Source organism: Pseudomonas sp. DW-iso17 (assembly GCF_058725345.1).
The window spans coordinates 21,582-34,613 of the sequence record NZ_JBZXEA010000048.1 but is presented as its reverse complement, the minus strand read 5'-3'; the positions used below and the strand labels follow the sequence as shown (position 1 = coordinate 34,613).

Genomic DNA, 13,032 nt, shown 5'->3' with positions numbered 1-13,032 from the left:
CTCCCTGTGCCCCATCACAGGGAGTCCGAGTCCTTACACTAAGGTCGTCAACGCCTCACGACTGAAGGGCAGGATGTCGCCTTCACGCCCTTCGCGCACCTTCACCGCCCAATCCGGGTCCACCAGCAATGCACGGCCCACTGCCACGAGGTCGAACTCATCGTTGTTCAGGCGCTCCAGCAGTTTCTCCAGGCTGGCAGGCTGGGCGACTTTGTCGGTGTTGACCATGAACTGCAGGAACTCGCCATCCAGGCCCACGCTGCCCACCGTGATGGTTGGCTTGCCGGTGAGCTGACGCGTCCAGCCGGCCAGGTTGAGGTCCGAGCCTTCAAATTCCGGCTCCCAGAAACGACGGGTGGAACAGTGGAAAATATCCACGCCAGCGTCAGACAATGGCTTGAGGAACTCACCCAACGCTTCAGGGCTTTGTACCAGGCGCGCGGTGTAGTCCTGCTGCTTCCACTGGGAGAAACGCAAGATGATCGGAAAATCCGGGCCGACAGCGGCGCGGGTCGCCTGGATCAGTTCGATGGCAAAGCGCGAGCGGTTGGCCAGGCTGCCACCGTATTCGTCGGTGCGCTGGTTGCTGCCTTCCCAGAAAAACTGGTCGACGAGGTAGCCGTGGGCACCGTGGATTTCCACGCCGTCCATGCCGATCGCCTGGGCATCCTTGGCCGCTTGGGCGAAGGCGTTGATCACCTGCGTGATGTCCTGTTTGGTCATGCCGTGCACAACGACATTGCCGTCCTTGAGCTTTTCCATCGGGCCATAAGCCGGCACGCTGGCGTCAGGTTCAGTGCCGATACGGCGCACACTGCCCACATGCCACAGTTGCGGGACAATCTTGCCGCCTTCGGCGTGGACTGCATCGACCACTTTCTTCCAGCCGGCCAAGGCGGCTTCACCGTAAAAATGCGGCACGTTGGGGTAGCCGTTGGAGGCTGGGTGCCCGACCACGGTGCCTTCAGTGATGATCAAGCCCACACCGGCAGCGGCACGGCGACGGTAGTACTCAATGACTTTCGAGTTGGGTACGCCACCTGGGGAGAACGAGCGGGTCATGGGCGCCATGACCACGCGGGTCGACAATTGCAATGCACCGAGCTGGAAGGGTTTGAACAAGGCTTGGACGGGCATGGAGCGCTCCACGGCTGAGAAATTTATGACGTGGATAATATGGAGAGCAGAGCGTCTCTCAAAGTACTATTGATCTAAATGATTAAGGTATAGAAGCGCCCGAATACCTGTAGGCGTCAACTCAGGGCTTTTTCGATGGCCTGGATGATGGAGGGATCTTCTGGGGGCGTACGGGGCGAGAAACGCGCAAGTACCCGGCCATCCTTACCCAACAGGAATTTCTCGAAGTTCCAGGTGATATCCCCAGGAAACTCAGCGCCCTCGCCCGCCAGCAAGCGGTACAGCTGGTGCCGATCAGGGCCGTTGACCTCGATCTTGCTGCCCAGTGGAAAGGTCACGCCGTAGTTCAGGCTGCAGAACTGCTGAATCTCCTGCTCGGTGCCGGGCTCCTGGCCTGCAAACTGGTTGCATGGCAAGCCGAGCACTGTGAACCCTTGGCCCCTGTACTGCTGGTAGAGGTTTTCCAGCGCCGCGTATTGCGGGGTCAAACCACATTTGGACGCCACATTCACCACCAGCACGACTTGGCCCTTGAAAGGCGCCAGCGGTAGCGCTTGTCCGTCCAAGGCTTTGAGTTTCAGATCGTGGAAAGCACTCATGACGAACTCCAGATATCCCATGTTCTTTGCATTGCAGCCCTTCGGAGCTTACAACCCGAAAGGCTGCAATCATAGACGCCGGTGACGAAACTCGCCTGCAGGTTACTGAGCGGTCGGCCAGGGCAAAATCGGGATCGCCGTCACCGCATTCTGCGGGCTGCCTTCGATCAAGCGGTCGCTGTAGACCAGATACACCAGGGTGTTGCGCTTCTTGTCGAGGAAACGCACCACCTGCATGGTCTTGAACACCAGCGAGGTGCGCTCCTTGAACACTTCGTCGCCGTCCTTGAGTTCACCCTTGAAGTGGATCGGGCCCACCTGGCGGCAAGCGATCGAGGCCTCGGCACGGTCTTCGGCCAGACCCAGCCCGCCCTTTACCCCGCCGGTCTTGGCGCGGGACAAGTAGCACGTCACGCCATCGACCTTGGGGTCGTCAAACGCTTCAACCACAATCCGGTCGTTGGGGCCGACGAACTTGAACACTGTCGACACCTGGCCGACTTCTTCGGCCGAAGCCAGCAGCGGCATGGCCAACAGCAGGCCGAGCAATCCCTTTATCACGCGCATCGTGTATTTCCTATGGTTAAACCAGGATCAGGTTGTCGCGGTGAACCAGTTCCGGTTCTGCCATATAACCCAAGAGTCCGACAATGGCGTCGGAGGATTGTCCAATAATCTTCTGTGCTTCCAGGGCGCTGTAGTTGGCCAGGCCGCGCGCTATCTCACGACCGTCTGGCGCAACGCACACCACCATCTCGCCACGGCGGAAGCTGCCCTGTACCAACTTCACACCCACCGGCAGCAGGCTCTTGTTGCCCTGGGACAAGGCCGATACGGCTCCCGCGTCCAACACCAAGGTGCCACGGGTTTGCAGATGCCCGGCCAGCCACTGCTTGCGCGCGGCCAACATGCCGCGTTCCGGCGACAGCAGCGTACCAATGCGCTCACCGGCCTTGAGGCGATCCAGCACGCGCTCCAGGCGCCCGCCGACGATGATGGTGTGGGCACCGGAACGCGCGGCCAGGCGAGCGGCGCGCAGTTTGGTCTGCATGCCACCGCGGCCCAGGGCACCGCCGACACTGCCGGCGACCGCATCCAGCGCAGGGTCGTCGGCGCGGGCTTCGTAGATAAGCTGGGCATCGGGGTTGTTACGCGGGTCGGCGTCGAACATGCCATCGCGGTCGGTGAGGATCACCAACAGGTCGGCCTCTACCAGGTTAGCCACCAGGGCGGCCAGGGTGTCGTTGTCACCGAAGCGGATTTCGTCGGTGACCACGGTGTCGTTCTCGTTGATGACCGGGATGACCTTGAGTTCCACCAGCGCGCGCAAGGTGCTGCGGGCGTTGAGGTAGCGCTTGCGGTCGGACAGGTCGTCGTGGGTCAGCAGCACCTGCGCCGTGTGGCGACCGTGCTCGGCAAAGCTGGACTCCCAGGCTTGCACCAGGCCCATCTGGCCGATGGCGGCAGCGGCTTGCAGTTCGTGCATCGCGCTGGGTCGCGCGGTCCAGCCGAGGCGGCTCATCCCGGCGGCAACCGCTCCGGACGACACCAATACCAACTCAACGCCTGCTTCATGCAAGGCCACCATCTGCTCGACCCAGACGCTCATGGCTGCGCGGTCCAGACCCTTGCCATCCGCCGTCAACAGCGCACTGCCGATTTTCACGACCCAGCGCTGCGCACCTGTCACTTTGCTCCGCATCATCTTCAACCTTAGAGTGAGGGCCGCGCGACCCAGCGCTGCCCATAACGTTATACCCGGATACCAAAACGCCGCTCCAGGGAGCGGCGTTCAAGTTTATCGCAACGGATCAGTCACGCACGTAAATGATTTCCGGGCCATCTTCATCATCCACGTCTTCTTCGTCCCAATCATCGTCGCCGATGTCGTGGACTGACTTCACGCCGCTGCGGCGCAGGGCGCGCTGGTCGTCCAGGGCCTGCAACTGGGCACGGGCTTCGTCTTCGATCTGCTGGTCGAGTTCGGCGAGTTCGGCCTTGTACACCGGGTCGGCCGCCAGGCGGTCGGCACGGTCTTCCAGGTAACGCATGATGTCGCGCGTCAGGCGCTCGGTGCCTTCTTTGGCGATGGCCGAGATGACGTAGACCGGGCCTTCCCACTCCAGGCGATCAACGATCTCCTTGACGCGCTCTTCGTGCTCTTCTTCAAGGATCTGGTCGCACTTGTTCAGTACCAACCAGCGATCGCGCTCGGCCAGGGCCGGGCTGAACTTGGTCAGTTCGCTGACGATGACTTCGGCGGCATCGGCGGCACTGGTGTCATCCAGCGGTGCCATGTCGACGAGGTGCAGCAGCAAACGGGTACGGGACAAGTGCTTGAGGAAGCGAATACCCAGGCCCGCGCCGTCGGAAGCGCCTTCGATCAAGCCAGGAATGTCGGCGACTACGAAGCTTTTCCAGCGGTCTACGCTGACCACGCCCAGGTTTGGCACCAGGGTCGTGAACGGGTAGTCGGCCACTTTCGGCTTGGCGGCCGATACCGAACGAATGAAGGTACTTTTACCCGCGTTCGGCAGGCCCAGCAGGCCCACGTCCGCCAGTACTTTCATTTCCAGCTTCAGGTCGCGCTGCTCGCCCGGCTTGCCCGGCGTGGTCTGGCGTGGTGCACGGTTGGTACTGGACTTGAATCGGGTGTTACCCAAACCGTGCCAGCCGCCCTGCACAACCATCAGTTTCTGGCCGGCCTTGGTCAGGTCGCCAATCACTTCCTGGGTCGCGGAGTCGATGATCGTGGTGCCGACCGGTACGCGCAGTACCAGGTCTTCACCTTTTTTACCGGTGCAGTCGGTGCTGCCGCCGTTGGAGCCACGCTCGGCATCGAAGTGCCGGGTGTAACGGTAGTCGACCAGGGTGTTGAGGTTTTCGTCGGCCATCATGTAGATGGAACCGCCGTCACCGCCGTCACCGCCGTTCGGGCCACCGTTTTCGATGAATTTTTCGCGACGGAAACTCATGCAACCGTTACCGCCGTCGCCTGCTTTTACTCGGATGGAAACTTCATCAACGAACTTCATAACAAAACGCCTCTCGCCGCATGGACGAGCTTAAGAAACCAAGACATAAGACTCTTGCAAAAATGAGCGCAGCGACCTCAATCAGCGACCGCAAACCAGCGCCTGAGCTCATCACAGACAGCTTTGCAAGAGACTCACTCCACAAACGAAAAAGCCCCGTCGCAAGACAGGGCTTTTCCAGCGATCTCGCAATTAAGCTGCGACAACGCTCACGTAACGGCGGTTGAACGCGCCCTTTACTTCGAACTTGATCACGCCTTCGATTTTAGCGAAGAGGGTGTGATCTTTACCCATGCCAACACCGTAACCGGCGTGGAATTGGGTGCCGCGCTGACGCACGATGATGTTGCCCGGAATGATTTTCTGGCCGCCATACATCTTCACGCCAAGGCGTTTGGCTTCTGAGTCGCGACCGTTACGGGTACTACCACCAGCTTTTTTGTGTGCCATGAGTCAATTCTCCTAGTGAGGAATTAGGCTGAAATTAAGCCTGAATACCGGTGATTTTGATCTCGGTGTACCACTGGCGGTGGCCCATACGCTTCATGTGGTGCTTACGACGACGGAACTTGATGATGCGGACTTTATCGTGACGACCTTGGGAGATCACTTCAGCCACAACGGTAGCGCCAGCAACAACTGGAGCGCCGATGTTCACGTCATCGCCATTGGCGACCAACAGAACGCGATCAAAAGTAACGGATTCGCCAGTAGCGACTTCCAGTTTCTCGATCTTCAGGTATTCACCTGGGGCGACTTTGTATTGCTTGCCACCAGTAACAATTACTGCGTACGACATGGTATTTCTCCGATAATCCTGCTCACCCAGCGCTTTATAAGAAGAGGTATTGGCTGGCATGGCTGCATGGGATGGACGTCCCGAATGCAATTGCGTAAGGCAGGTGCTGCCCAGGAAGTTCAGGGTGCGCGATTGTACGCAAGCTATGGGAGGCTTGCAAGGGGCCGTCTATCGCGCCTTGACACCCGGGGGTCAGGGTCCTAGCATGCCGCGCAACCCTTCTGGAGCGACTGTCGCTGATGCAACCCCAAGCTTTCTACCGCGCGGTCGCGGACGATTTTAGCGCCGTCGACGGCATCATCAAACAGCAGCTGACGTCTAAAGTGCCGCTGGTCTCCAAAATTGGCGACTATATTACGTCGGCGGGCGGCAAACGCCTGCGTCCTTTATTAGTGTTGCTGTGCGGCAAGGCCCTGGGCCGCCAAGGCGATGACCTGCGCCTGCTGGCCGCCACGATCGAATTCCTGCACACCGCCACCTTGCTGCATGATGACGTGGTCGACATGTCCGGCATGCGCCGTGGTCGCGAGACTGCAAACGCGATGTGGGGCAATGCGCCCAGCGTGTTGGTGGGCGACTTCCTGTATTCGCGCTCGTTCGAAATGATGGTCGAGCTGGGCTCGATGCCGGTGATGAAGATTCTTTCACAGGCCACGCGCATCATCGCCGAAGGCGAAGTGTTGCAGCTGTCCAAGGTGCGCGACGCCAGCACCACCGAAGAAACCTATATGGAAGTAATTCGCGGCAAAACCGCGATGCTCTTCGAAGCCTCTACCCACAGTGCTGCCGCGCTGTGTGGCGCCACCGCCGAACAGGCCGAAGCCCTGCGTACCTTTGGTGATCACCTGGGCGTGGCGTTCCAACTGGTGGATGACCTGCTCGACTACAAGGGCGATGCCGAAACCCTGGGCAAGAACGTCGGTGACGACCTGGCCGAGGGCAAGCCGACCTTGCCGCTGATCTACACCATGCGCGAAGGCACGCCGGAACAGGCCGCCCTGGTGCGCAAGGCGATCCAGAAAGGCGGGATCGAAGACCTGGAAGCCATCCGTGCCGCTGTAGAAGCTTCGGGTTCCCTGAAGTACACCGCGCAACTGGCGCGTGACTACGTGGCGCGGGCGATCACATGCCTGCAAGCGCTGCCGGCCAGTGAATACCGGGATGCCCTGGTTGAGCTGAGTGAGTTTGCGGTCGCCCGTACTCACTGATTCCGCGCTGTTTAATGTGGGAGCTGGCTTGCCTGCGATGACTGGAGTGAACTCACTGCCGCTATCGCAGGCAAGCCAGCTCCCACATTAGGACGAGTCCAACCCCATCCGCGTTTAAAACCCTATATAATGTGCGACTTTTAGCCATCCCTGACTTTCTAGGAGCTTTAGTGAGCACGTTGCCTCCCTGCCCGAAATGCAATTCCGAATACACCTACGAAGACGGCGCCCAGCTGATCTGCCCGGAATGCGCCCATGAATGGTCCGCCACTGGCGAGGCCGAAGTGGCTGGTGATGAAACCGTGAAGAAAGACGCTGTGGGCAATGTCCTGCAGGACGGCGACACCATCACCGTGATCAAGGACCTCAAGGTCAAGGGCACTTCCCTGGTGGTCAAGGTCGGCACCAAGGTCAAGAACATCCGCCTGTGCGACGGCGACCACGATATCGACTGCAAGATCGACGGGATCGGCCCGATGAAACTCAAGTCCGAGTTCGTACGCAAAGTCTGATCCTGCTGCATTCCATCCCGCGCCCGCCGCGGGATGGCGTTTCGCCCTCTGCGTTGATCGAACGCAATACCCACACAGAAAAACCCAGAAACTGCCAATAGACGCTTGCTATTCTATGAATAAGAATTATTCTCATTGAAACCCATCAAGGAGAACGACCATGACTTATTTGATAGATGCCTGGCTGGATCGCCCCCACCCTTACCTGCGAATCCTGCATCGGGAAACCGGTGAAGTCTGTGCGGTGCTTGAGGAAGAAGCGCTGAACGAGCTACAGGACCAAGGCGATCTGGACGTGAATGGCCTGAGTTCCAGTGAGCCTGGGGTGCTGAAGGAGGTGGTAAGGAATCTGTTTCTGTTCTGCTATGCACGAGCGTTGCGCCCGGCGACCGACTTGAATGGCAAGTTCCATCCATGAAGAAACTGGCAAATGCCTGTTGGGGCGAACGCGTTCGTCCCAACAGGTAATCAGCAGGTCTTACAGAACGTCGAGCAGCTCGACGTCGAATACCAGAACGCTGTGCGGCGGGATGCTGCCAACGCCTTGAGCGCCGTAAGCCAGTTCGCTCGGCACGTACAGGCGCCATTTGCTGCCGGCATTCATCAGTTGCAGGGCTTCGGTCCAGCCGGCGATCACGCCACCCACCGGGAATTCCGCAGGTTGGCCGCGCTCGTAGGAGCTGTCGAACACAGTGCCGTCGATCAGGGTGCCGTGGTAGTGGGTGCGCACTTGGTCTTCACGGGTCGGCTTCGCGCCGGTACCGGCGGTCAGCACTTCAAATTGCAGGCCGGAAGCCAGGGTGGTGATGCCATCACGCTTGGCGTTTTCTGCCAGGAAAGCCAGGCCAGCGCCCGCAGCAGCTTCAGCCTTGGCAGCGGCTTCGGCTTGCATGATTTCGCGGATCACTTTGAAGCTGGCTGCCATTTGCTCTTGGTCAACACGGCTCGGCTGGCCTGCAAACGCGTCGGTCAGACCGGCCAGGATTGCGTCCAGGCTCACGCCCGGTGGCGGGTTGTCGCGCAGTTGGTCGCCCAACTGACGGCCGATACCGTAGCTGACGCGGGTTTCGTCGGTGGACAGATTAACTTCGGACATGAAGAGGCTCCGCTGTAGGACACCACGGTTTCCCGCGCTGCCCAGAACTAAAAGGGCCCGCAGACTAGCACACAAGAGCGGCCCATGATCAGCCCCACCCCGGCATCGCATTAGCGTGCCGATGACCCTTCGTCGCCCGGCAATAAAAGTATTTCAGAATTGTCCCTTGCCGCCGATACAGCCCTACACATCTTGGCTGGCTCAAACAACAACACACCGTCCAGCAGACAGACATCACTCTTCAAGGAGCTTTCGATGAACAGCTGGTTCGGTAACATCAGCGTCAATCTCAAACTCGGCCTGGGCTTCGGCCTGGTGTTGGTCCTCACTTCAGTCCTGGCGCTCACGGGCTGGACCAGCCTCGGCGGCTTGATCGACCGTAGCAATTGGATGAGCGATATCACCCAGCTCAACGCCTCGCTGACCAAGCTGCGCATCGTGCGCTTGCAATACATGCTGGCCAATGGCGACGAAGCCGTGGCGCAGAACGTACAGACCAGCCTCGATGCCTTCGCCGCTCAGCAACAGAAGCTGCTGGATAGCTTCAAGAGCCCGGAAAACCTCAAGCTGCTCAATGACCAGAAAGCCGTCATTACCGCCTACCGCCAGTCCTTGAACAAAATGCGCGAGGCCTACCGCAATGGCAACGCTGCGCGCGACGTCATGGGCGCCAAGGCCGATGTCGCCAACGCGCAAATCAATGCGCTGCAAACCAGTGTGCAACAGGCGCCGGATAGCCCGGAACGCTTCACGCAATTTCTGGCCGTGACCCAAGCCAAGAATGAGTTCCAGCAAGCTCGCTACGAAGTGCGCGGCTATACCAATAGTCCCAACGCAGAAACCGAAGCCCGCGCTGCGGCGCAACTGGAAAAAGCCGTCGCCGGTTTGAAGGACCTCAGCGCGGCGTTCGGTACCGGTCAGCAAAGCGCATTGTCGGCCCTGGAAACCGCCCTCGGTGCCTACCGCAGCGCCGTGCAGAGCTACAAGGCAGCCAACGCCAACATCGTCACCGCCCGCGCCGAAATGACCACCCAGGGCGCCGATATCGTGACCATCAGCGACAAGCTGTACGACATTCAACTGGAACGTCGCGACGCTGAAAGCACCCAGGCCCGCAGCCTGCAATTGATCAGCACCTTGCTGGCTTTGCTGGTTGGCGTAATTGCCGCCTGGGTCATCACCCGTCAGATCACCCGCCCGATCCAGGACACCCTGGCGGTGGTAGAGCGCATCGCTTCGGGTGACTTGAGCCACAACATCCAGGTAACCCGCCGTGATGAGCTGGGCGTGCTGCAACAAGGCATCCAGCGCATGGGCACGACCCTGCGCGAGTTGATCAGCGGCATCCGCGATGGCGTCACTCAGATCGCCAGCGCCGCCGAAGAGTTGTCAGCGGTGACCGAGCAGACCAGCGCCGGCGTGAACAGCCAGAAGATCGAGACCGATCAGGTCGCTACCGCCATGCATGAAATGACGGCCACTGTGCAAGAAGTCGCGCGCAATGCCGAGCAGGCTTCCCAAGCCGCTTCCGACGCCGACGGCCAAGCCCGCGAAGGCGATAAAGTGGTGGCTGAAGCCATCGCCCAGATCGAACGCCTGGCGGCCGAAGTGGCGCGCTCCACCGACGCCATGACGCACCTGCAACAAGAGAGCAACAAGATCGGCAGCGTGATGGACGTGATCAAGGCCGTGGCCGAACAGACCAACTTGCTGGCACTTAACGCCGCCATTGAAGCTGCGCGTGCCGGGGAAGCCGGCCGTGGCTTTGCCGTGGTCGCCGACGAAGTGCGTGGCCTGGCGCAACGTACACAGAAGTCCACCGAAGAAATCGAAGGCCTAGTGGCCGGCTTGCAGAACGGCACCCAACAAGTCGCCAGCGTGATGAACAACAGCCGCAGCCTCACCGACAGCAGTGTCGAACTGACGCGCAAGGCCGGGGTATCCCTGGAAAACATCACCCGCACCGTGTCGAATATCCAGTCGATGAACCAGCAGATTGCAGCGGCCGCCGAACAGCAAAGCGCCGTGGCGGAAGAGATCAGCCGCAGTATCGTGAATGTGCGGGATGTGTCCGAGCAGACCGCGACTGCCAGTGATGAGACGGCCAAGTCGAGTGTGGAACTGGCTCGATTGGGTAGCCAGTTACAGCAGATGGTCAGTCATTTCCGGGTGTAGCACCACAACCACTGTGGCGAGGGAGCTTGCTCCCGTTGGACTGCGTAGCAGTCCCGTTTTTTAGGGGCGCTTCGCACCCCAGCGGGAGCAAGCTCCCTCGCCACAGGTGCAAACTTAGACATACTCGGCCCTCCTAGAGTTGGGCCTTACCTCCAGCGCACTTACCGGAACACGTGAGCCTTTGGACGCGGGTCAATGCGTCCTTTGAGGTGGCCGGGCTAGTAGGCCTTCCGCATCAATCCGGCACGGATTACTAGCCCGTGGCGGTCAGTCCAGAATTCGCGCGCGTACCCGGCCCCCCAAAAGCGACAAACGCAGAACGGGGAAGATCCTAACCAACATTCCCGTCTAAGGTGTGTCTAACAGTGGTCAAATATCCAGTATCGCCGATAGATTCATTGCAAGCTTTTGCAGTCAAAATCAGGCAAGAGAAGATGCCTAAAGGATCCATGCCGGCCATCGTTCCGTCTTGCGTGACGACGTGACCGGCAGTTAGTATCCACCTGCGGGTCAATGCGTCCTTTGAGATAGCAAACCCCAGCCACTCACTGGGTTTGCAATAAAAAACCGCCCTACTAAGGCGGTTTTTTTTTGCCTGCCATTTACCCTTCAGACCTCGCTGTCCTCGACAAACACCAGCCGATTCCCAAACGGGTCACGGATACTCATCTCCCGCGAACCCCAGGGCGTGTCCTCAACCCCAGGCTTGGCATATCGGTACTCTTTGCCCAGCAACTGCTGCTGATACGCATCGACCCCTTGGGCCAGAATTCGCACCGCCGCCCCCGGCGAAGCATCACCATGATGCTCGGACAAATGCAGCACGCACTCCCCCAGCGAGACCTGAAGGTACAACGGGAAATTCGCCTCGAAACGATGCTGCCAATCGACCTTGAACCCCAGGAAGTCGACGTAGAATTCCAAGGCTTTGACCTCGACAAAAATCCGCAGAATGGGGACGACTTTTCCTAAGTGCATGGCGACAGCTCCGTATAAAAGAAGCCCCACTATAGAGCCGTAAACCCACCACGCAAATCCCCGCTACGCGCCAGGAACCGGCCTGCTCTCGCGCCGTTCGCCTGCCCATCGCGATAGCTCAATACGCCATTGACCCACACGCCATCAATCCCTTCAGCTGCGCGCTGCGGTGCGGTGAAATCCGCCACATCCCGCACCCGCAGGGGGTCGAACAACACCAGGTCAGCCCAGTAGCCTTCACGGATCTCGCCACGCTCGGCCAGCCCAAAGCGCGCCGCCGACAAGCCGGTCATCTTGTGCACCGCCGTGTGCAAAGGGAACAAGCCGACATCCCGACTGAAATGCCCGAGTACCCGTGGGAAGGCCCCCCACAAGCGGGGATGAGGAAACGGGTCTTCAGGCAAGCCGTCCGAGCCCACCATTGACAACGGATGCGCAAGGATGCGCCGAACGTCGGCTTCATCCATCCCGTAATACACCGCCCCTGCCGGCTGTAAACGGCGAGCGGCCTCCAACAGCGAAACGTTCCACTCGCCAGCGATGTCCTGCAAATCGCGCCCGCCCATGTGCGGGTGCGGTGTCGACCAGGTGATGGTGATGCGAAACGCGTCGGTGACCTGTTTGAGGTCCAGGGTCGAGGAACTGGCAGCATAGGGATAGCAATCACAGCCCACCGGATGATTTTCCGCTGCAGCTTGCAGAGCCGCCAACAACTGCGGACTGCGCCCCCAATTACCGGCACCCGCGCATTTAAGGTGGGAAATAATCACCGGCACCCTGGCATGTCGGCCGATCAGAAACGCCTCATCCATTGCCTCCAGTACCGGCTCGAACTCGCTGCGCAAATGCGTGGTGTACACCGCACCGTAGGCCGTCAGTTCTTCAACAAGCTGCAACACCTCATCAGTCTCGGCGTTGAATGCGCTGGCGTAGGCCAGGCCTGTGGATAACCCAAGGGCACCGGCCTCCAGGCTCTCTTGCAACTGCACGCGCATGGCCGCGATTTCATAGGGCGTGGCGGTGCGATGCAGGTCATCCATATGGTTGCTGCGCAGCGCCGTGTGGCCGATCAGGGCGGCAACGTTCACTGCCGGATCGGCGCCTTGCACTGCGTTGCGATAATCGCTGAACCGCGGATAACAGAACTGCTCACGCTTGCCCAATAAGTTCATTGGGTCCGGCGGGTCGCTGCGCAAACTCACCGGCGAGGCGCTGATGCCACAGTTGCCGACAATCACCGTGGTCACGCCTTGGCTGAGCTTGGGCAGCATCTGCGGCTGGCGGATCACCACCGTGTCATCGTGGGTGTGCACGTCGATAAAACCCGGCGCCAATACGCGGCCATGGGCGTCGATGACTTGCTCGGCCCGGGCTGTGGACAAGTCGCCAATCGTGCGGATGCGCCCTGCGTGCACGCCCACATCGGCGACATACCCTGGGGTGTTACTGCCATCGATGATCAGCGCCTGGCGAATCAGCGTGTCGTACGTCAT

Annotated in this window: 14 protein-coding genes and 1 pseudogene; 5 read left to right on the top strand and 10 right to left on the bottom strand. The window is 59.9% G+C overall.

Translation table 11 applies throughout. The features are described from left to right. Nucleotides 1-33 precede the first annotated feature (33 nt). From AC4PS6_RS27780 to rplU, 7 genes are all read right to left on the bottom strand, one after another. A complete protein-coding gene (locus AC4PS6_RS27780) occupies nucleotides 34-1,137 on the bottom strand; it encodes an NADH:flavin oxidoreductase (protein ID WP_014719887.1) in 1,104 nt (367 codons plus the stop codon). A gap of 116 nt (nucleotides 1,138-1,253) precedes the next feature. Next, on the bottom strand, nucleotides 1,254-1,736 hold the full coding sequence (locus AC4PS6_RS27775; RefSeq protein WP_058410972.1) for a glutathione peroxidase: 483 nt from the start codon (nucleotides 1,734-1,736) through the stop codon (nucleotides 1,254-1,256). A gap of 102 nt (nucleotides 1,737-1,838) precedes the next feature. Continuing rightward, nucleotides 1,839-2,303: a CreA family protein gene (locus tag AC4PS6_RS27770; protein WP_014719889.1), complete on the bottom strand. Its 465-nt coding sequence runs from the start codon at nucleotides 2,301-2,303 to the stop codon at nucleotides 1,839-1,841. Nucleotides 2,304-2,319: 16 nt separating this feature from the next. After that, nucleotides 2,320-3,438, bottom strand: coding sequence for a glutamate 5-kinase (gene proB, locus AC4PS6_RS27765; protein ID WP_019817476.1), 1,119 nt, complete (start codon nucleotides 3,436-3,438; stop codon nucleotides 2,320-2,322). A 109-nt stretch (nucleotides 3,439-3,547) separates the two neighbouring features. Then, a complete protein-coding gene (gene cgtA / locus AC4PS6_RS27760) occupies nucleotides 3,548-4,771 on the bottom strand; it encodes an Obg family GTPase CgtA (RefSeq protein WP_003194084.1) in 1,224 nt (407 codons plus the stop codon). Nucleotides 4,772-4,963: 192 nt separating this feature from the next. Next, complete coding sequence (gene rpmA / locus AC4PS6_RS27755; RefSeq protein ID WP_003176049.1) at nucleotides 4,964-5,221, bottom strand: 50S ribosomal protein L27; 258 nt, start codon at nucleotides 5,219-5,221, stop codon at nucleotides 4,964-4,966. A gap of 34 nt (nucleotides 5,222-5,255) precedes the next feature. Next, entirely contained in the window at nucleotides 5,256-5,570 is a 315-nt protein-coding gene (gene rplU / locus AC4PS6_RS27750; RefSeq protein WP_007950961.1) for a 50S ribosomal protein L21, read from the bottom strand. 239 nt (nucleotides 5,571-5,809) lie between these two features. Between rplU and AC4PS6_RS27745 the strand changes: the two genes are divergently transcribed. From AC4PS6_RS27745 to AC4PS6_RS27735, 3 genes are all read left to right on the top strand, one after another. Then, nucleotides 5,810-6,778 (top strand): polyprenyl synthetase family protein, encoded by a 969-nt coding sequence (locus AC4PS6_RS27745; protein ID WP_336827155.1) that lies wholly within the window; start codon nucleotides 5,810-5,812, stop codon nucleotides 6,776-6,778. A gap of 170 nt (nucleotides 6,779-6,948) precedes the next feature. Next, nucleotides 6,949-7,290 (top strand): zinc ribbon domain-containing protein YjdM, encoded by a 342-nt coding sequence (locus tag AC4PS6_RS27740; protein WP_014719892.1) that lies wholly within the window; start codon nucleotides 6,949-6,951, stop codon nucleotides 7,288-7,290. 160 nt (nucleotides 7,291-7,450) lie between these two features. Further along, a complete protein-coding gene (locus tag AC4PS6_RS27735) occupies nucleotides 7,451-7,708 on the top strand; it encodes a PA4570 family protein (RefSeq protein ID WP_005791321.1) in 258 nt (85 codons plus the stop codon). A gap of 60 nt (nucleotides 7,709-7,768) precedes the next feature. Here the strand turns inward: AC4PS6_RS27735 and bamJ are convergent, their stop codons facing one another. Further along, nucleotides 7,769-8,386 carry a BamJ family beta-barrel-assembly machinery protein gene (bamJ, locus tag AC4PS6_RS27730; protein ID WP_014719893.1) on the bottom strand — a complete coding sequence of 206 codons (618 nt, stop codon included), beginning with the start codon at nucleotides 8,384-8,386 and terminating at the stop codon, nucleotides 7,769-7,771. 255 nt (nucleotides 8,387-8,641) lie between these two features. Between bamJ and AC4PS6_RS27725 the strand changes: the two are divergent. Both AC4PS6_RS27725 and AC4PS6_RS27720 read left to right on the top strand, forming a co-directional pair. Further along, a pseudogene (locus AC4PS6_RS27725) lies at nucleotides 8,642-9,706 on the top strand (methyl-accepting chemotaxis protein); the annotation flags it as partial. Beyond that, on the top strand, nucleotides 9,698-10,561 hold the full coding sequence (locus AC4PS6_RS27720) for a methyl-accepting chemotaxis protein (RefSeq protein ID WP_370706066.1): 864 nt from the start codon (nucleotides 9,698-9,700) through the stop codon (nucleotides 10,559-10,561). The pseudogene AC4PS6_RS27725 and the gene AC4PS6_RS27720, both read left to right, overlap by 9 nt. Before the next feature lie 609 nt (nucleotides 10,562-11,170). Here the strand turns inward: AC4PS6_RS27720 and AC4PS6_RS27715 are convergent. Together AC4PS6_RS27715 and AC4PS6_RS27710 are read right to left on the bottom strand one after the other, a co-directional pair. After that, nucleotides 11,171-11,539 carry a glyoxalase superfamily protein gene (locus AC4PS6_RS27715; RefSeq protein WP_336827153.1) on the bottom strand — a complete coding sequence of 123 codons (369 nt, stop codon included), beginning with the start codon at nucleotides 11,537-11,539 and terminating at the stop codon, nucleotides 11,171-11,173. 29 nt (nucleotides 11,540-11,568) lie between these two features. Further along, on the bottom strand, nucleotides 11,569-13,032 hold the full coding sequence (locus AC4PS6_RS27710; RefSeq protein WP_020302506.1) for an N-acyl-D-amino-acid deacylase family protein: 1,464 nt from the start codon (nucleotides 13,030-13,032) through the stop codon (nucleotides 11,569-11,571).